The sequence below is a fragment of the Grimontia sp. SpTr1 genome (assembly GCF_947387585.1).
Lineage (GTDB): Bacteria > Pseudomonadota > Gammaproteobacteria > Enterobacterales > Vibrionaceae > Enterovibrio > Enterovibrio indicus.
In genome coordinates, this window is the sequence record NZ_CANDOD010000006.1 from 181,115 (window position 1) to 200,304 (window position 19,190).

Genomic DNA, 19,190 nt, shown 5'->3' on the forward strand with positions numbered 1-19,190 from the left:
TTTAGTGCACCGTCGGATGCTTGAGTGCAGTGAGTACATCAGAAGCAATCTGCGCCAGACTGGTGGGTGTGACGACCGTGAAATCCACAGCGCTTGGCTGTCCAATCGTGCCCAGTAGCGCTGTGTGGAAGCGTGCATGGGATTTCCGGTAACGGGCTGATACCAGTCCTAATCCGCCCTGACAGCGCTTTTCCAGCTCACTATTTTCCATGGGTTTTGTCAGCCCTTCCATCGCATTCAGCAAAGCGACAAAACTGACACTGGGATCGCTGTCTGCCACCGTATCGAAAGCGAGCTCGTAAGTCATCAAATCAATCGAGACCCCAAAGCTGTAGCAACGCCCGCCGAGACGGCGTTTTTTCACCATCTCACTTGCCATCACTGCCTGACCAAAGGTCGCAATGTCTCCCGCCTCCACGGTGTGAGGAAACGAAAGCGTCACGTGCATGGCGCCCTCTTCGTCTTTATGACTCGCCATGATACTGCCAGCACGAAAGACCGGTGTGCTTTGCGTGACGTAAAATTCAATGCCATTTTGGGTGTGCTGCCATTCGCCGTCCAGCACATTGATTTCGTCCGCGCTTAAGTGGTTATGCCAGAAATGACGAAGCGTATTAACCTGCTCGAGGGGCAGGTCCACTGTGTATCCAAGCACCAGTGCATTGGCACAATGCCATTCCCCCATACTGCCCAGTACAGGCTTGCCCTGCATCCAGGCCCAGCGCAAAGTGCGCTGTTGGCAAAGGATAAGCCAACGCTCCAGCGATGCTTTGGTGTCCTCATCACGCGCGTTACAGCGACAGAGGATCGCCATCCGCGTTAATGGTTTGCAAGGCGAAAGCCATTCGGCATTGGCTATAGAAAGCTGCGTATCTTCGAGCAGCGGTTCACTGACATCGCCTTTGAGGAAAGGCGGAGCAAATGGCGTCACCGAAAAATCATGGTAGAGACGCTGCAGTCCATCTCCCCAGCGACGCACCATGTCCCGTCCCTGTTGCAGGGAGAAATAGCCGGATTGCCAGTTAACACGCCGTGAAGGCATGCGCTTTGCCACCTCTTCAACATGGCGATGTAGCGCTTCGAGATCGGCATTGTCATCCAACCTAAAACGTAATGCTGGCACCGGCTGAAAATCGGTGATCAGCGGCAAAAGCGCTGCACCGTGCGCTTTCATTATTTGCTGGTTTCTCAGCGAGCAGAGCGTTGGGTAAAGCGCCGCCGCCCAATGGGGCGAATAGGAAAGTGTTTCAACGAAAGCATGATTTTCTGAAGCCACATTAGCCTGAAGCGATAACTCAGGTACATCCGTCGGCAGTGGCTTTCCAACGTTGCTGAGGGATTTAGAGATTTGCCGCCAAAGCGCCACCATGGGCCAGTTGCCAGAGGTGAGGATCACCATAGATTCCGGCCGATAGTAATGGTTGTGATAGCGGCGAAGATCATTGATGCCCAACAGCGGCACGGTTTCTGGCATGCCGCCATAAAGCGGCGCTCGGGGCTCACTCATTGCCGCCTGTTCTGTAGATTGTTGGAAACGCTCATGGCGCATGTACTCGCCAAGCTCCCGATACAGTGCTCCTTCAAAGTTATCGCCAGTCTCCCGCACGATTTCATCGTCAAAATCATCATCCGCTAACTGCGGTGCCAACACAGAGTCCGCCATGAACCCGATGCCCCGCAGCACTGAGTGTGGGTCATATCCGGTCAGGTGAAATCGGGTGCTTTCTTTCTGGGTGGTGGCGTTAAATTCGAGCAAGGCCAGTTCTGCACGAAGGGTCAGGAAAGTATCCGGCTCGGGATAGCGGGCGGAACCGCGAAGCACCATGTGTTCGAGTGCATGAGTTATCCCGCTGTCATCATCCACGGGGGTTGGAAACACAATCGCGGCGCTTAATCTGTCTTCTTCTGAGGCAGCATGATGCCAATGCAAGGCGCCGCTGACATGACGATACCCGACCCAGCCTGTTTCCAGTTGCTGTTCATCTGGCGGCAACAGCAGCCAGTCCGGCGCAGCAGGATGCGGTTTCGCCATTGCGGCTCCTTACTCACTTTATTCATCAAACATCAAGGTTTGACGGACAGAATCATCTGGCTGTTCTTCACGGTTCTCGCCAAGGCGGCGCTGTGACAACCCTGATTGGCTTTCGCCACCGCCTCCTCAATCACATGATGATGCGGAGATTTACTGCAAACAGGATCGGCATTGGCCGGATCTCCGGTCAGCAACATGGCCTGACAACGACAACCACCAAAGTCTTTTTCCTTCTCATTACAGCTTCGGCAAGGTTCCCGCATCCAGTCAAATCCGCGGAAGTGATTAAAGCTCTCTGATTCATTCCAAATGTAGGAAAGTGAGTGTTCCTTCACGTTTGGATGAGGCAAATCCAACATCGCCGCGCTATGGCAAGGCAGGGCTTTCCCATCCGGTGCAATGTTGAGGAAAATGTTCCCCCAGCCGCTCATGCAAGGTTTGGGGCGGGATTCATGATAATCCGGCGTGACGAAGATGAATTTGGGCCCAACGCCGTTTTGACTGTCGCGAAGCGCGTTCACCATAGCTTCGGCTTCTTCAATTTGGGATTGGGATGGCAGCAGCGCATCGCGGTTATGCAGCGCCCAGCCATAATATTGCGAGGTGGCCAGCTCAACGAAGTCCGCTTCCAGCTCAATCGCAAGCGCCATAATCGCTTCAATCGATTCGATGTTCTGGCGGGTGATCACCACGTTCATTACCATGGGAAAACCGTTGTCTTTGACGGCTTTGAACATGTTTTTTTTGTGCTCGAAAGCGTGACGCTTTCCGGCTATCGCATCGCTTAAATCCGGGTCGGCCGACTGAAAACTGATTTGGATATGATCAAGCCCTGCTTCTTTCAGCGCCAGAATCCGCTTCTCATTGAGTCCAACCGCAGAGGTGATCAGGTTGGTGTAGTAGCCCAGCCCTTTGGCGTAGGCGACCAATTGTTCCAAATCTTTGCGCATCAAAGGTTCGCCACCGGAAAAGCCAAGCTGAACCGCACCCAGCTCCCGACCTTCTTCCAGCACGCGGAACCAGTCATCGGTAGACAACTCGTCGTCCGGATCGCCGAGATTCAGCGGGTTGGCGCAATAGGCGCAATGCAGCGGGCAGCGATAGGTCAGCTCCGCCAACAGCCAGAGCGGCGGATTAACAGGCTTCGAGCCATTTCTTGTCACGGGCGACCTCCACGAACTCGTTCACATCATCAGCCAAATCCACGCCGGGAAACTTTTCTTCCAGACGTGAGATCACTGCCTTAATTGAGCTTGGTGCGTCAAACTGCATCAGAATCTCAGCGGCGCTTTCACTCAATTTCACCATTCCTTCTGGGTAGAGCAGTACGTGGCAGTCCTGCGCTTTTTCAAACTGCATACGGAACATGCTGTTGCGCTGATAGACGGTATCGCTGTTCATGTCGCCTCCCTGTGTTATCTCTTTGTTTTAATTGTTATCTGTCGAGCGCGTGGTGCCAGACAGGTTTGTCGGTAATGCCAACATAAGGTGGACGCTCAAATTCGTATGCCATGCTAATGGCATCGAGCAGCGACCAAAGGATATCGAGTTTAAATTGCAGAATATTCAGCGCCTGCGCCTGTTGCTCGGCCGTCTGGAAATGATCGAGTGTGATGGACAAGCCATGCTCCACATCACGACGGGCCTGACTGAGACGCTGACGGAAATAGGTCAGCCCTTCTGGGTCAATCCAGGCATAGTGATTCGGCCAAGAATCAAGACGGGACTGGTGAATTTCCGGTGCGAACAGCTCGGTCAGTGATGAGCAGGCTGCCTCCTGCCAGGTGGCTCGGCGGGCAAAATTCACATATGCATCCACCGCAAAACGCACGCCCGGCAACACCCATTTTTCATCGAGCACTTCTTGTCTATCCAGCCCAACGGACTCGGCCAAACGCAACCAGGCTTCGATTCCTCCCCATTTGCAATCCAGACTCTTATGACCGTCGTGATCGAGGATGCGCTGCACCCATTCACGACGAATTTCCGGGTCACGGCAGTTCGCCATAATGGCGGCGTCCTTCACCGGAATAGAGGTCTGGTAATAAAAGCGGTTTGCTACCCAGGCGCGGATTTGCGCTTTGGTGCACTTGCCCGCATACATGGCTTGATGGAAGGGATGGTGAATGTGGTAGTACTGCCCTTTGGCGAGCAGTGCCTGTTGGAATTCATCACGTGTCATTGGCTGTGCCATGGCGCCTCCCTGAATCAAATCTCAATCGTCATGCCGTCGAAGGCAATTTCCACTCCGGCATCCAGCACCGCCTGATGCTGCGGCGAATCAGGATCCAGAATGGGGTTGGTATTATTGATATGAATGAGCACCTTGCGTGGCTTAGTAAAGTCTTCCATTAGCGCCAACATACCGTCGTCGCCAGAGACTGAAAGATGGCCCATTTCCGAACCCAGAGAGGTGCCAAGCCCTTCGCGGATCATTTCATCGTCCGTCCAGAGCGTGCCGTCCATCATCACGCAATCGGCATCGCGCATGGCTGCCAGCACAGTATCTTCCGGCGCGCCCAGACCGGGTGCGTAAAAGAGAGTGGCACCAGTGCGGGTATCGACAATCTTGAGGCCAATGTTGTCTCCGGGGCGCGGGCGGTTGCGGTAAGGCGAAAAAGGCGGCGCATTGGATGACAGGGAAATCGGATGGAATTCGAGATTCGGCACAGAAGGAATTCGCCAGCCTTCCTGCGAATGGATATCGACGGTACAGGTTTGGTACCCCCCTTCCCAATGCTTCATCATCGACAAAATCGGATAGCTGGTACTGAGCTCTTCTGCGACTTCAGGGGTGCAGTAAAGCTCGAGTGGTAATCCTTCGCGAAGAATGAGCAATCCGGTCGTGTGGTCAATCTGTGCATCTGTGACCACCACAGCGCTAATGGCAGAGCCTCTAGCTCCATCTGCTTTCGCGAGTTGCGGCGATGCATTGATTTGTTGACGGATATCGGGGGAAGCATTAATCACCACCCAATGTTCACCATCATCGCTCACAGCAATAGAAGATTGGGTGCGTGGCTCAGCGCGACTGGTACCGTTTCGCACCGACTGGCACATACGACAATGACAATTCCACTGGGGAAATCCGCCTCCGGCGGCTGAACCTAATACAACAATTTGCATCCATTCACCTCGTCGATTGCTATCCTGTCGACAAACAGCAGGGAATTAAAAACGGGATGCCCCTCTGTGAATCAGCGAAGGTGCATCCCGTTTGTCAGCTACTTAGCGGTTACTGATGTAAAGGGTTACTTCAAAACCGAGTCTGAGTTCTGTGTAGCTTGGTTTCTTCCACATACTGTCGCTCCTTGTACCGATACTTCGAGGCACAACTTGCCTCCTGATTTAGCCTATGCATAAGTGCCGGATCTACCAATCCTACTTTGTGATGATTTCTCTCATCTAAGACACTGATTTCATATCTCTGATGGGCCTTGTTGAGTGCCCTCCAAAGGGTCACAGATGGCAACCGGAATCGCCTCGCCCGACGTCCTCGTTTTACGTCTGCGTTTGCCGTATTTATCCGCCACGCAACGGGTGTTGTCATTGATGATTGCCAGGCAGGCAAAACACTGTACACACTCGTTGTAATCTATCGCGCCATCTTTATGGATGGCGTTGATCCCACAGTGTTTTTCACAAAGCCGACAGGGACTTCCACACTCTTTTCTTCGGGTCAGCCAGCTGAAGACCCTGAGCCTTCCAAGCACTGCTAAACCCGCTCCAAGAGGACACAAATACCGACAGTAAGCCTTGTGGATTTTGGCGCTGATCAGCAGCAGTAAAACCGCATAAATGACAAAGGGGGCGCTGCGCTCAAACATCAGGGTAACAGCCGTTTTAAAGGGCTCAATTTCGGCCATGGTTTCAGCTAAAGAAAGACTGTAAAAGGACGTTCCCACCAGCCCCAAAAGCACGCCATATTTCAGGTAAATCAATCGGCTATGAAGCACGTCATCGACCTTCCATTGTCGGATACGAAGCTTCTCAGCCACCGCTGCAACCAACTCCTGCATGGCGCCAAACGGGCATAGCCAGCCACAGAAAAGTCCCCTTCCCCATAGAAAAAGGCTGATAAACACGTAACTCCAGAGAATAAACAGCATGGGATCGAGCAAAAAGACTTGGATATCAAACCCTTGCCAGAGCGATAACAGCAAGGTGTAGATGTTCACCACCGACAATTGCCCCTGGGTATAAAAGCCAATAAAAAGAACGATAAAACAGAGAGATACCAACCTTATTGGCGTCAAGTATTGGCCAAATTTGGCCAGCCTGTGCTGGAATACAAATGCCCCCGTCAGCAACACCAGATATACCGTTAACACGCTGATTTCTATCGTTCTATCCAGCCAGATACGTTGCCACAGCGGCAAAGGTTTCTCCGGAGGCTCAACCGGGGTTTGCACCGATTTGGGGAGTGAATAATCGGTGGAAACGGCGATTGTTTCCGATTCCAGAAAATTCTTTTTCACCTGAACATTGATTCCAACAGTGATCGGAAGCGAAGGATCGAAGCCACTTTGGTCTGAAAAGATAAAAATATGGATGCGTTCGAATGGTGTCAGCGCAACGGAAAACTCAGGAGGTTGTGCATGGTACAAATCCGCGTCCCGAAGGGCGAGCGGGCTGGCTTCCTGCTTCAAAGTCAGGCGCTGGGGAATGGTGCCCGCCACGAAGTCTTCCGCCACATGATGATAGCCACCGCGAGAGCCCACCAGCACTGCCACTTCACCCGGCTCCAGTGTTGCCATAACGCGGGCGTATTCCTCCTCCCCCAGCAGATTTTTTCCTATCAGCGGGGGGTTCAGAACTGCAAAGGTAAAATCCAAAAATGGCGCATCTTCGTCTGCGTTATCTTCTCTCGCCTCGGCAATTCTGCCCGGTGAGGAGTTAAGGGCAACCTCAGCCTCTTCACTCCTCATTTGCCATTGGAACAGCAGGCCTTCGCTTCGCAGTTCTTCTAGGGTTTTCGGGCGATAGCTTTCCGTATTCAAGATCGCCTGAGTCGCTGAGCCGAACCCGGAAAGCCGCGACTGCGCCACTTTCCTTGCCGCTGCGATGATGGTGTCATGCACTACCATCACTGACACGGTCGCCTTGGTAACACCATCAAAGTAGGCGATATCATCACTCGCGATACGTTGTTGGTCGCTGCCCACCAGCACCTGTTGTTTCAACGACAACCCCTGATATTGGCTGATGAAGTCAATCAGCGGCTTTTCGCCAAGGCCGTGCAGGAAAATCGGTTCGTGGTGACCGAGCAATAGCAGCCCCACAATGCGCCCTTCGGTATCAAGCCCTACACGCAGGTTAATCGTATCGCCAGAGAAACCGGGAAAGTTGGTGAGGTTATCGGTTTCAAACACATAGCCGATGGGTTGGTCGAGTTGGTAGATCTCAGTAACAGGCAGCGCGTCTTCCGAAGCTTTCATCCGGGTTGCGCTGGGAAACAATGACGCTGCTTCCTCGCTCACTTCCAGCCAAGGGGAAGCCATCGAGAGGAAGGGCAATAACATGAGAAGCAGCCACAGTATCAGGGCACTACGCCAACGCATGATACACCTTCATTCTTCGTGTGCTTGGAGAGAAAAAAACGGGGCATATGCCCCGCAAAAAGCTCTCGCCTCAGGCAGTACCGGGAGGATTGACTGCCTTCGGACAAGCGGATATCGAACAAACGGACTTAGAACAAAGACTTAGAAGAAACCCAATGGGTTGATGTCGTAGCTCACCAGCAGGTTCTTGGTTTGCTGGTAATGGTCGAGCATCATCTTATGGGTTTCACGGCCGATACCGGATTTCTTGTAGCCACCGAATGCAGCATGCGCTGGGTAAAGGTGGTAACAGTTAGTCCAGACACGACCTGCTTCAATCGCGCGACCAACGCGATAAGCACGGTTGATGTCGCGGGTCCACAGACCGGCACCTAAGCCGTATTCTGTGTCGTTGGCAATGGCCAGCGCTTCCGCTTCATCTTTGAAGGTCACCACGCTCACAACCGGACCGAAGATCTCTTCCTGGAACACACGCATGTGGTTTTCGCCTTTCAGGATGGTTGGTTGGATGTAGTAACCACCACCGAAGTCAGCCGCGTCACCACCAATCAACACTTCAGCACCTTCCGCACGGCCAATGTCGAAGTAACCTTTGATTTTCTCGAACTGCTCATTAGAAGCCTGCGCACCCACCTGAGTTTCAGTATCCAGCGGGTTACCGTGTTTGATGGCTTTCGCTCGCTCAATCACTTTGGCAATAAACTCTTCGTAGATGCTTTCCTGAACCAGAAGGCGTGAAGGACAAGTACACACTTCGCCTTGGTTGAAGAACGCCAGCACACAACCTTCTACGGCTTTGCTGATGAACTCGTCTTCCTGCTGCATCACGTCTTCGAAGTAGATGTTTGGCGACTTACCGCCCAGCTCAACCGTGGATGGGATCAGGTTGTCAGCGGCGCAGCGAAGTACATGGTTACCAATCGCGGTTGAACCGGTGAAGGCAATTTTCGCAATGCGGTCTGAGGTAGCCAGTGCCTGACCGGCTTCTGGACCCATACCGTTGACGACATTCAGTACGCCCGGTGGCAGCAGATCGCCGATGATTTCCATCAATAGAAGAATGGTGGTTGGAGTTTGCTCAGCAGGTTTCAGAACAATACAGTTACCTGCAGCCAGTGCCGGCGCCAGTTTCCATGCCGCCATCAGCAGTGGGAAGTTCCATGGAATGATTTGACCGACTACACCAAGTGGCTCATGGATATGGTAGGCCACGGTATTGGAGTCAATTTCAGCCGCAGAGCCCTCTTGCGCCCTAATCGCGCCGGCGAAGTAGCGGAAATGGTCGACACAAAGCGGAATGTCAGCGGCAAGGGTTTCGCGCACTGCTTTGCCGTTTTCCCAAGTCTCTGCCACGGCCAGATATTCGAGGTTGGCTTCGATGCGGTCGGCGATTTTAAGCAGGATGTTGGCACGCTCAGTGACCGAGGTAGCACCCCAAGAGGCTTTTGCCGAGTGGGCGGCGTCCAGCGCGAGCTCGATGTCTTCTGACGTTGAGCGCGGGATTTCAGCGATGGGATCACCTGTACAAGGCGAGGTGTCCGTGAAGTACTGTCCCTTGACTGGCGGAATCCAATCGCCACCGATGTAGTTTGCATAACGCGCCTTAAAGTTTACGACGGCTCCGTCGGTATTTGGTTTTGCGTAAATCATTATCCACCCCTGTTTTTGGCGAAATTCCCTGTGTCTTCCCTGACGAACCGAAGATACGGAGTCAGGCGTTGTTGTAGTAACAGTATGGAATGACCACCAAATCTCTCCATCGCCCCTTGGTTGGCAAAATCTCATACTTTGGAGGGAGACAGAGAGGAGGATAATGTTGCTTTCACTTCAGTATCTGAGGATTTCCGGAAAGGAGGCCGTCACAAATTCAATACCCCGCCGGATTGTTATGCACCAAAACGCAGCAAGGCCGGAAATAACCCGGCCTTATTGATTTTTACTTTAAGTTTATCAATCAGATAAACAAGTTAGCTTTTTGGCAGTTTAAAGGTCCAGACCATGCCACCTTGGTTGAAATCTTTCACACGTTTGGCCACATCACCGCCCCAAAGCGGTACCGCACCACCCCAACCGGAAAGTACGGACACATACTGCTCACCGTCCATTTCCCAGGTCACAGGGCTACCTACGATGCCAGAGCCAGTGTTGAACTTGTAAAGCAGCTCACCGGTCTTGTCATCGAACGCCATCAAGTAGCCTTCCGGGTTCCCGGTAAACACCAGACCACCGCCTGTGGTCATGACACCGCCCCACAGTGGCGCGTAGTTTTTGTATTCCCAGACGCGTTCACCGGTTTTTGGATCGTAGGCGCGCAGTGCGCCAATATACTCATCATTGAGTGTTCTGATGGTAAAGCCCGCACCGAGGTAAGCCGCACCTTTTTTGTAGGCGACAGGCTCATTCCAGATGTCCATTTTCCATTCATTGGCAGGCACATAGAACAGGCCGGTATCCGGGCTGTATGCCATTGGCATCCAGTTTTTACCGCCGAGGAAGGAAGGCACAGCTTCCACTGTTTTACCCTGCTTCTCGCCAGATGGGTTGCCCGGACGGTTGTCTTTGACATAAAGCGGACGGCCTTTGTCATCGAGCCCCGTCGCCCAGCTGATTTCATTCACAAACGGGAAGCCGCGGATGAAATCACCGTTGGTGCGGTTCAGAACATAGAAGAAGCCGTTACGGTCGGCCGTCGCCGCTGCTTTCACTTTCTTACCGTTTTCGGTGTAGTCGAACGCAATCAGTTCATTAACACCATCGAAGTCCCAGCCATCATGCGGCGTGGTCTGAAAGTGCCAGACAATTTTGCCGTCATCCGGGTCGATCGCGAGACGTGAAGAAGAGAAAAGGTTGTCGCCCGGACGCATGTGTGAGTTCCAAGGCGCTGGGTTACCGGTGCCGAAGAATAAAAGGTCAGTGTCGGCATCATAAGTACCGCCTAGCCAAGGTGCTGCGCCGCCGCTTTTCCAGAGGTCTGCTGGCCAGGTTTTCCCCGGCGCACCGCCTGAGATCCCGTTTTCAGTTTTCTTACCGTCTTTCCAGACGTAGCCCATGTGGCCCTCGACCGTTGGACGTTCCCAGACCAACTTACCGGTTTTTGCGTCATAAGCTCTAACCTTACCAACGATACCAAACTCACCGCCTGATACACCGGTGATCACTTTGCCTTTCACCACAATCGGTGCCGCAGTAATGGAGTAGCCATCCTGATAATTATCAACGGTTTTTTTCCAGCGGGTTTTACCGGTTTTCGCATCCAGCGCCACAAGCTTGGCGTCCAACGTACCGAAGATAACCAAATCATCGTAAAGCGCGACACCACGGTTAATCACGTCGCAACAGGGCATGATGCCATCCGGCAGGCGCGCATCGTATTGCCACAGCTCTTCGCCAGTTTTCGCATCAATCGCGAACACACGGGAATAGGAACCTGTGATGTACATAACGCCATCTTTCACCATGGGCTGGCTTTCCTGACCACGCTGTTTTTCCCCACCGAGAGAGAAGGCCCACACAGGACGGATTTCTTTGACGGTCTCACGGTTGATGGTGTCCATCGGGCTGTAGCGCTGACCACGAAGCCCAAGACCATAAGTCACCACGTCCTCTGTGGTCTCCTGATCGGCGAGGATGTCTTTGTCCGTGACACCCGCGTAAACGGGCGAAGCCGTCATCGCGAGCGAGAGTGCGGCATAGAGTCCGCAACGTTTAAATGACTTAATTGTCATAGGGATACCTCATTGTTGGCTGAATGCTTGGGTAAGCAAGCTCTGTCGTTTTAGTCGTGCCTGTCCTGCCCCCGCATCGCCATGAGGGAGAGTTCGGTTCGCGAGAGATAACAGGCTGTTTGGAATTACGGTGTTTGTGCGATAGCCCCTTCATCGGCGACATCAGGCTTAGGACGGAAACGTTCAGGGAGTTGGTAATCCACCCCGAATCGTTCCCCCCAGCGGACAAAGTCGCCGTTGTTGATATGGGTCATCACTATGTCTTCCAGTGCGTAGGCCAATTGACGGTAGTTCGAATGCACAGCAATGCCGAGTTCCCATTCGCTGCGCCCCAGAAGTGGGAACGCAAGTTCGGTGAGTTGCTCGTTGGCTTGCGGCTTTTTGTTGTTGTGATGCAGCCATTCCAGCTGCGAAGCGGTGCCCATGACGATAGAAACGTCGCCATCGTTGAGCGCTTGAAACGCGTCAGGTGTAGAGGGATAAGTGCGACTTTTTTCGCGGAAACGCCCCCCATAGGCAGTGGTCACGAAGAACTGAGGCACCGTATCCACTTCAACGCCCACCGGGTGATACATAAAACGGGCGGCAGTTTGTGGTCTGTCGAGCTTGGCCGCATCGTAAGCCATCAACCAACGCTCTTGCTGATATGGCGCGAACATATGTACCAGTTCATGCGCGGGATGACCGATATCGTCACGCTTCATGGCGAATTCGCGGTCATACGGCACTCGCAACATGACGTCGGCTTTCACCCGCTGGCCGTCTTCGCTGGTCAGATTCATCCCCTTCCAAAGGTAATTGCGCATGTCATCTTCGACCGTTTCGTCTGGCGTCATCCAGCGAAGGTCGAGTTCGACATCCAGCCCCTTAGCGAGTGCTTTAGCAAGCTCCACATCAATGCCCGCCGGATTTCCATTCTCATCCTTGAACGAGTACGGCGGGAAATCGTTGTAGACCGCAATGGCAATCACGCCACGGGCTTGAATATCGTCATAGGAAAGCGCGTGGGATGGCGCAGTCAGCGCCATGCACAGCAGCAAGCAAAGTGTCCGAATGACAGTGACCAACTTCATCCCGTCGCCCTCCTGTTAACCGTTATCCGGCGCCACAGATTCCAGCCAGGTGCGGATCGCCCACAGTGCTTCCTGGTTGAGGTGTTCGGTCATTTTCGGCATGTAAACCGCGCCGTTACGAACCGCCCCATTTTGCACCCGGTAGACATACCACTCGTCACCGTCATAGTCCGGTGCAAGCATGCGTAAATCCGGCGCGATACCACCTGAAATACCTTCAAGACCATGGCATCGTGCGCAGTTCTGGTTGTAGGCCGACGCGCCAAGACGCTCGATTTCCACCCTCACATCACCATCGAGTTCACGGTAAGGGTTGGTCTCAGACCACTCTTGTCCAAGCGTGGGAATGGTGGAGGTATCAATGGATTGTGGGGTGACATCACCATGGGCGAATGCCAGTTGGGTACTCAGCACAGAAACCAGTGCCACCGCCGTGAAAATACAAATGTTGCGTTCAACCTTTTCCATGTCTCTCGACTCCTTAATTGGTCAGCGTTGGAAAAAGTGTAGGAGCGGCGAGAGTTTGGGGACATGGTACAAAAGCGGGGATATTCCTCATTCTTTGGGATGAATTTTCAGAAAATCTCGTCCTTGCTTTTGGCAAATATGCCACCGCTGCATACAGTAAAACCGTAGGCACTTACGGAGCAGCATTCGCTATGGAAAAAGCGTCAAACCACAAAAAAACAATCAATTACGCCGCCTTGTTGTGGGCAGCGCTGATATTTTATTCCGTCTCGTCGCACGCCGTCGTCAATGTAGAAATCGGCATGTTAAGGCAGCCGATAGAAACCACGACCGCTGTTCCTGCGTACCTTGCAGAGCCGGAAAATAACGGGGAAGCGGGGGCAGAGCTCTCTGTGGGCGATGCCAATGGCACCGGGAAATTTCTGGGGCAAAAGTACGTATTTCGCACGGAAACCAATGACGATACCACGGCGCTCAATACCACCGCGAAGACTTGGTATGACGAAGGGGTGCGATACTTCCTTGCTGATCTCGACACACCTTCTCTGCAAGCGCTCCGTAAAACACTGCCAGAAGATGCGCTGCTGTTTAATATCGGTAATCAGGACGATGCATTGAGACGCGATGTTTGCCTGCCTAACACCCTGCATACCGCGCTCAGTTACACCATGCGTGCTGATGCACTGGGACAGTGGATGCGTGTACGACGCCTGAATGATGTCTTTTTGGTATCAGGCACCACTGCCGAAGACAACGCCTTCCTGACGGCGACCAAACAAGCCCTGAAGAAATTCAACCAAAAGGTCATTGAAGAAAAGGTCTGGAATTTTGATACCGACCTTCGCCGCACTGCATCGGCAGAACTTCCCCTCTTTACGCAAGCCCGTGATTACGACTTGGTCTGGGTGATTGATGAAAGCAATCTGTTCGGTCAGCACCTGCCTTACAACACCTGGTTGCCCCGCCCGGTTGTCGGCACCCACGGTTTACGCGCAGATGGCTGGCATTATGTCATCGAGCAATGGGGTGCCATTCAGCTTCAGAACCGCTTTACCAAGCAATTCGACCGCCCTATGACAGCCAAAGACTACGCCGCTTGGGTGGCAGTTCGTTCCATCAATGAAGCGGTGACCGTACTCAACAAAGGCGACGTGGAAACTGTTTTGCCTTTCATCATGAGCGACAAATTCCAGCTTGCGGCCTATAAGGGTCGGAAGCTGACCTACCGGCCATGGAATGGTCAACTCCGTCAAACCGTGCCTTTGTTTGACTCGCAAGCGCTGGTGGCCAGCGCACCATTCGAGGGTTTCCTTCATCCCAGAAATGAGCTTGATTCGCTCGGTATCGATGAAGCGCAAAGCCAGTGCCGCCAGTTTTAACTCTGTTTCATCGAACGACAGCTAACAATAAGGACATCACAATGAAATATTCGAAATCGATTCTCGCCGTGGTCTTCTCGGTGCTGTTAGCCACTCCCGTTTTGGCAAAGGAGGTGGCTTATGTGGCAAACGAAAAGGATGACACCGTCAGTGTGATAGACATGAACACAATGGAAGTGATTGACACCATTGAGGTGGGAGATCGTCCCCGCGGCGTGGAACTCAGTAAAGACGGCACCAAACTGTTTATCTGTGCCAGTGAGTCCGACACCGTACAAATTCTCGATCTTGCCACCAACACCATTGTTGGCGATCTCCCTTCTGGCGACGATCCTGAGCTGTTTGCCCTACACCCGGATGGCAAACGCCTTTACATTGCCAACGAAGATGATGCACTGATGACCGTGGTCGACATTCCAACCAGCAGCGTGGTTGCGCAAGTGGAAGTGGGTGTTGAGCCGGAAGGTGTCGCGGTGAGCCCGGATGGAAAAATCGCCATCATCACCTCTGAAACCTCCAACATGGCGCACTGGATTGATACCGAATCTAACCAGATGGTACATAACACTTTGGTTGATGCCCGCCCGCGTTACGCCGAATTTACCCCAGACGGTGAGCAACTTTGGGTAAGCGCTGAAATTGGTGGCACGGTAGCGGTGATCGACACCGACACCAAAGAAATCATCAAGAAAATCGGCTTTGCGCCCAAAGGCGTCCACAAAGACAAAGTGCAGCCGGTCGGTGTGAAAATCACAGCAGATGGCAAAACCGCATTTGTCGCATTGGGACCAGCAAACCATGTTGCCGTGGTTAATACTGATACCTTGGAAGTGGAAGATTATCTTTTGGTGGGTCGCCGTGTATGGCAAATGGCCTTCAATGGCGAACAGGATAAATTGCTGGCGACCAATGGCGTGAGCGGCGATGTGTCGATCATTGACGTTCCGAACCGCAAAGTGGTGAAAACCGTAAAAGTCGGTCGCTATCCTTGGGGAGTGGCTGTTGGTCAAGCGGAATAAGGAGAGGTGAGACACCTGACATGATTGAAGTTTCCGGTTTGTCTCACCACTATGGTTCGCGCTGCGCCCTGAGCGATCTCTCCCTTGTGCTGGGGCGCGGCCTCCACATGCTTCTTGGCCCGAATGGTGCCGGGAAAAGCACCCTGTTTTCCTTACTCACCCGTTTAACGCCTATCCAACAGGGCGAAATCACTTTACTGGGAGAAACGCCATCTCGCCAGACCATGGCGAAGCTCGGCATGGTGTTCCAGCAAAGCACTCTGGACCTTGATTTGACCGTAGGGCAAAACCTCAGTTATTACGGCGCCCTGCATGGCTACAGCAAAAAACAGAGCCTCGAAAAAGCAGCGCCTCTGTTGGCGCATTTTTCCCTTACCGATCGTCTGAACGATAAAGTCCGCACCTTAAATGGCGGGCATCGGCGTCGCACAGAACTTGTCCGTTCATTAATGCATTCACCCTCTATTCTGTTGTTGGATGAGCCCACCAGCGGGCTTGATCCGAAAGCGCGGGCATCCCTTTCTGACGCAGTAAGAAGCCTTTGCGAGCAGCAGCCATTATGTGTTCTTTGGGCGACCCATTTGATTGAAGAAGTCGACGACCATGATGATGTGTTGATCCTGCATCGCGGCACCTTACGAGCACACAACAAGGCCAGTGAACTTAGAGCCTTGCACCAGCATCCGACACTTGCGAAAGTCTTCGCCACCCTGACCGCAGATAACGAGGGGGACGGCCGATGAGCTATTGGTATGCGTTTATCGGGATTTGCTATCGCGAATGGCTGCGTTTTTTCTCCCAACGGGCAAGGTTTGCAGCCAGCCTCGTCAGGCCACTTCTGTGGCTCGTGGTGTTTGCAGCAGGTTTCAGGGCAGCGCTTGGCATTGCCATCATGGAACCCTACGCCACCTACATCAATTACGAGGAATATATCCTGCCCGGTCTTTGCGCCATGATTTTGCTGTTCAATGGCATGCAAAGCTCACTGTCGATTGTCTATGACCGGGAAATGGGAAGCATCAAGGTGCTATTGACCAGCCCACTGCCGCGCCCTTTTTTGCTGCTTTCCAAACAAATAGCCAGTGCTTTGGTGAGTGTGCTTCAGGTCGGTGCCTTTCTTGTGATCGCTGCATTGTACGATAGACCGCTGGAGCCCATGGGTTATGTGCTGGTGATCCCCGCCCTTTTCCTCGTCGCTCTGATGCTCAGTGCACTGGGCATTGTTATCGCTTCGCGCATCAAACAACTGGAGAATTTTGCCGGGGTGATGAACTTTGTCATCTTCCCGATGTTTTTCCTTTCTTCGGCGCTGTATCCGCTTTGGAAAATGCAGGAAGCGAGTCTCTGGCTGTATGAAATCTGTCGCTTTAACCCCTTTACCTTTGGCGTGGAGCTCATCCGGTTTGCGCTGTATCAGCAGTTGAATATCACCGCCCTGCTTGTGGTCTCCGGCTGTACACTGGCGTTTGCGATTCTCGCCGTCGTGGGTTTCCAACCCGTGAAAGAACAGGGCAAACCTGGCGGAAAACCATAAGCGAACAAGCAACTTTCACGAGACTACAGACACAAAAAACCGCGCCTTTGCGCGGTTTTTTCAACGCTTTCAGTGCTTAGAAGTTGAACTCTACGCCACCGAAGAAACCGTCGTTGTAGAACTTACCGTCGTTCGCACCGAAGTAGTTGAAGTCGTAGTCCTGAACACGGTAACCCGCTTTGAAGTTCAGGTCTGCGGCAACCAGACCCAGAGTGAACAACACACCCGCTTCTGCATCAACAGTGCTGGTGTCGTCGTAGCTACCAAAGCTGAAGGTACCAAACAGAGAAACTGGGGTTGCTGGAATGCCCAGACGCACATCTGAGTAAACCGCTGGCTGCCACTCATCGAAGCTACGACCAGTGAAGCGACCGTCGAATTTCTGTAGGTTCAGACCGATATCAAAAGAGATCAGGTCGTTATCCAGAATTTCGTAGTACGCAATCAGATCGTACTGGGTGAAGTCCACGTCAAACTTTGCAGACTCCACGCCGGTGTAACGGATTTTCGCGTTTGGCACCAGTGGGATGAAGTGTTCGAAAGCGGCGTAGTAAGAAGGCTGAACGCTTGCATCGTCGGCACGAACGTCGTTGACTTTCGCATCTGCATACCATGCATCTGCGCCAACTTTAGCCCCTAAAAGCACTGCTGCCTGTGCAGGCATTGCGAATGCACCAGCCACTGCCAGTGCAGCCAGAGAAAGGTTTAGTTTTTTCATTGAAAGGGCTCCGCCTTACATTTTTTGAGTTTATGGTTTGCGAGCACTATAGCAAAACCAAGACAAAGATTCCGCATAATCTGCCGGATTTTTATGCGAAACCTTTTGCCTTAATCATAGCCCGATTCAATGGTAGCGCCGCTTAATAACGGCGCGCTCGGTGGTAGCGACGTGAGCGTTTATAGCAGTAATCACGCGCTTGGGTGGCTGTTTTATCGCGGCCTTTGAGCAACCAGACAATCACCGCAGCCAGCAAAATCCATGGCAGCATTTTGAATACCAAGCCAATCATGCCTGCCAGTGCCATCACGATAAATCCCACCGCCATGGCAGCGACAATGCCCAGAAAGCTGATACCCGTTGCTAACAGTGCAATCGTAAAACCAACAATAAACAGAAACTCGATCATCATACCCTCCTAAGGTCAGTGACTGTATTAGGTATTGCACGAAGTAGGCCAACTTTATCAATCCCTTTTAAAACAGATAGATAAAGAAAAAGCGCCGCAGTTTGACTGCGGCGCTTCGTTTATTCTTGGTAAATTTTACCGACTATTGTGTCAAATTTAACCAGACTAATTTACACATCCAGATGCGCAGGGATTTTCGCCAGTGCGGCTTCCAGCACTTCAACGCCTGAACCCGGTTTGTGCGCGTTTTCACTGATATATCGACGCCATTGACGTGCACCCGGCATGTTTTGGAACAGGCCCAGCATGTGACGGCTGATGTGATTCAGATAAGTGCCCTTACTTAGTTCCGCTTCAATATAAGGGAACATGGCTTTCACAGCGTCGCTGCGCTTGATGATTGGCGCATCGCTACCAAAAAGGCGGTTATCCACTTCTGCCAGCATGTAAGGACTTTGGTAAGCCTCACGGCCAATCATGACGCCATCCAGATACTTCAGATGCTCTTCCGCTTCTTCCAGCGATTTAATACCACCATTGATCGCCATGGTCAGGTGCGGGAAGTCTTTCTTCAGTTGGTAAACACGTGGGTAATCCAGTGGCGGAATTTCACGGTTCTCTTTCGGGCTCAGGCCAGAAAGCCACGCTTTACGGGCGTGAATGGTGAAGTTATCGCAGCTGCCTTTCTCGCTCACGGTGCGCACGAAATCGACCAGAAACTCATAGCTGTCCTGATCGTCGATACCGATACGGGTTTTTACGGTCACCGGAATATCGACCACTTCTTTCATTGCCGATACACACTGCGCGACCAGTTCCGCTTCGCCCATCAGACAAGCACCGAAACGACCATTTTGAACGCGATCAGACGGGCAACCCACGTTAAGGTTAATTTCATCGTAGCCGCGTTCAACCGCCAGTTTGGCACAAGTCGCCAGATCAGCAGGGTTTGAACCACCCAATTGCAGCGCGACAGGATGCTCTTCTTCGTTAAACGCCAGAAAGTCACCTTTACCGTGAATGATCGCACCCGTGGTGACCATCTCGGTGTAAAGCAAAGCGTTCTTAGACAGAATACGGTGGAAGTAGCGGCAATGACGGTCAGTCCAATCAAGCATCGGAGCCACACTGAAGCGCGCTGACGGGTAGGACACACCCTCAGACACAACGCCTGATGATGAGTTTTGGATGTCAGTTGTTTCGTTCAGCATGGATAAACCTCATTGCACTTGGTCACGCAAAGGCACTGTCTCATACAGTACCTGATAAAAA

General features: G+C 52.5%; 18 protein-coding genes. 4 read left to right on the top strand and 14 right to left on the bottom strand.

The features are described from left to right. Nucleotide 1: 1 nt before the first annotated feature. The 11 genes from QL223_RS11410 to pedF form a co-directional block, all read right to left on the bottom strand. The gene (locus tag QL223_RS11410) at nucleotides 2-2,032 is read right to left on the bottom strand and encodes an insulinase family protein (protein WP_281544798.1); all 2,031 of its coding nucleotides are present in this window, start codon (nucleotides 2,030-2,032) and stop codon (nucleotides 2-4) included. Between the two features lie 32 nt (nucleotides 2,033-2,064). Continuing rightward, nucleotides 2,065-3,195, bottom strand: a complete 1,131-nt coding sequence (gene pqqE, locus QL223_RS11415; protein WP_281544799.1) for a pyrroloquinoline quinone biosynthesis protein PqqE — start codon at nucleotides 3,193-3,195, stop codon at nucleotides 2,065-2,067. Further along, complete coding sequence (gene pqqD, locus QL223_RS11420; protein ID WP_281544800.1) at nucleotides 3,167-3,433, bottom strand: pyrroloquinoline quinone biosynthesis peptide chaperone PqqD; 267 nt, start codon at nucleotides 3,431-3,433, stop codon at nucleotides 3,167-3,169. Before pqqD ends, pqqE begins: the two co-directional genes overlap by 29 nt. A 34-nt stretch (nucleotides 3,434-3,467) precedes the next feature. Continuing rightward, nucleotides 3,468-4,226 (bottom strand): pyrroloquinoline-quinone synthase PqqC, encoded by a 759-nt coding sequence (gene pqqC / locus QL223_RS11425; protein ID WP_002539464.1) that lies wholly within the window; start codon nucleotides 4,224-4,226, stop codon nucleotides 3,468-3,470. 14 nt (nucleotides 4,227-4,240) lie between these two features. After that, entirely contained in the window at nucleotides 4,241-5,158 is a 918-nt protein-coding gene (gene pqqB / locus QL223_RS11430) for a pyrroloquinoline quinone biosynthesis protein PqqB (protein WP_281544801.1), read from the bottom strand. Nucleotides 5,159-5,260: 102 nt separating this feature from the next. Continuing rightward, entirely contained in the window at nucleotides 5,261-5,332 is a 72-nt protein-coding gene (gene pqqA / locus QL223_RS25895) for a pyrroloquinoline quinone precursor peptide PqqA (RefSeq protein ID WP_081796241.1), read from the bottom strand. Nucleotides 5,333-5,451: 119 nt separating this feature from the next. Beyond that, complete coding sequence (locus QL223_RS11435; RefSeq protein ID WP_281544802.1) at nucleotides 5,452-7,593, bottom strand: NosR/NirI family protein; 2,142 nt, start codon at nucleotides 7,591-7,593, stop codon at nucleotides 5,452-5,454. Between the two features lie 141 nt (nucleotides 7,594-7,734). Beyond that, on the bottom strand, nucleotides 7,735-9,243 hold the full coding sequence (locus QL223_RS11440) for an aldehyde dehydrogenase family protein (protein WP_002539459.1): 1,509 nt from the start codon (nucleotides 9,241-9,243) through the stop codon (nucleotides 7,735-7,737). Between the two features lie 317 nt (nucleotides 9,244-9,560). Next, nucleotides 9,561-11,318: a PQQ-dependent methanol/ethanol family dehydrogenase gene (locus QL223_RS11445; RefSeq protein ID WP_281544803.1), complete on the bottom strand. Its 1,758-nt coding sequence runs from the start codon at nucleotides 11,316-11,318 to the stop codon at nucleotides 9,561-9,563. A 125-nt stretch (nucleotides 11,319-11,443) separates the two neighbouring features. Then, a complete protein-coding gene (locus QL223_RS11450) occupies nucleotides 11,444-12,391 on the bottom strand; it encodes an ABC transporter substrate-binding protein (protein WP_046305641.1) in 948 nt (315 codons plus the stop codon). A 15-nt stretch (nucleotides 12,392-12,406) separates the two neighbouring features. Next, nucleotides 12,407-12,859, bottom strand: coding sequence for a cytochrome c-550 PedF (gene pedF / locus QL223_RS11455; protein ID WP_002539454.1), 453 nt, complete (start codon nucleotides 12,857-12,859; stop codon nucleotides 12,407-12,409). A 191-nt stretch (nucleotides 12,860-13,050) separates the two neighbouring features. Between pedF and QL223_RS11460 the strand changes: the two genes are divergently transcribed. The 4 genes from QL223_RS11460 to QL223_RS11475 are packed head-to-tail and all read left to right on the top strand — an operon-like array spanning nucleotide 13,051 to nucleotide 16,791. Continuing rightward, nucleotides 13,051-14,238, top strand: coding sequence for an ABC transporter substrate-binding protein (locus QL223_RS11460; RefSeq protein ID WP_281544804.1), 1,188 nt, complete (start codon nucleotides 13,051-13,053; stop codon nucleotides 14,236-14,238). A 41-nt stretch (nucleotides 14,239-14,279) separates the two neighbouring features. After that, a complete protein-coding gene (locus QL223_RS11465) occupies nucleotides 14,280-15,257 on the top strand; it encodes a PQQ-dependent catabolism-associated beta-propeller protein (protein WP_281544805.1) in 978 nt (325 codons plus the stop codon). 20 nt (nucleotides 15,258-15,277) lie between these two features. Beyond that, entirely contained in the window at nucleotides 15,278-16,000 is a 723-nt protein-coding gene (locus QL223_RS11470; protein ID WP_281544806.1) for an ATP-binding cassette domain-containing protein, read from the top strand. Then, the gene (locus QL223_RS11475; RefSeq protein ID WP_281544807.1) at nucleotides 15,997-16,791 is read left to right on the top strand and encodes an ABC transporter permease; all 795 of its coding nucleotides are present in this window, start codon (nucleotides 15,997-15,999) and stop codon (nucleotides 16,789-16,791) included. The genes QL223_RS11470 and QL223_RS11475 overlap by 4 nt, the downstream gene beginning before the upstream one ends. A gap of 76 nt (nucleotides 16,792-16,867) precedes the next feature. Here QL223_RS11475 and QL223_RS11480 read toward each other — a convergent pair whose 3' ends face one another. The 3 genes from QL223_RS11480 to dusA form a co-directional block, all read right to left on the bottom strand. Further along, nucleotides 16,868-17,509, bottom strand: a complete 642-nt coding sequence (locus QL223_RS11480) for a TIGR04219 family outer membrane beta-barrel protein (RefSeq protein WP_002539446.1) — start codon at nucleotides 17,507-17,509, stop codon at nucleotides 16,868-16,870. 142 nt (nucleotides 17,510-17,651) lie between these two features. After that, nucleotides 17,652-17,918, bottom strand: a complete 267-nt coding sequence (pspG, locus tag QL223_RS11485) for an envelope stress response protein PspG (protein ID WP_002539445.1) — start codon at nucleotides 17,916-17,918, stop codon at nucleotides 17,652-17,654. A 170-nt stretch (nucleotides 17,919-18,088) separates the two neighbouring features. Further along, nucleotides 18,089-19,129 (bottom strand): tRNA dihydrouridine(20/20a) synthase DusA, encoded by a 1,041-nt coding sequence (gene dusA, locus QL223_RS11490; RefSeq protein ID WP_281544808.1) that lies wholly within the window; start codon nucleotides 19,127-19,129, stop codon nucleotides 18,089-18,091. Nucleotides 19,130-19,190 lie beyond the last annotated feature (61 nt).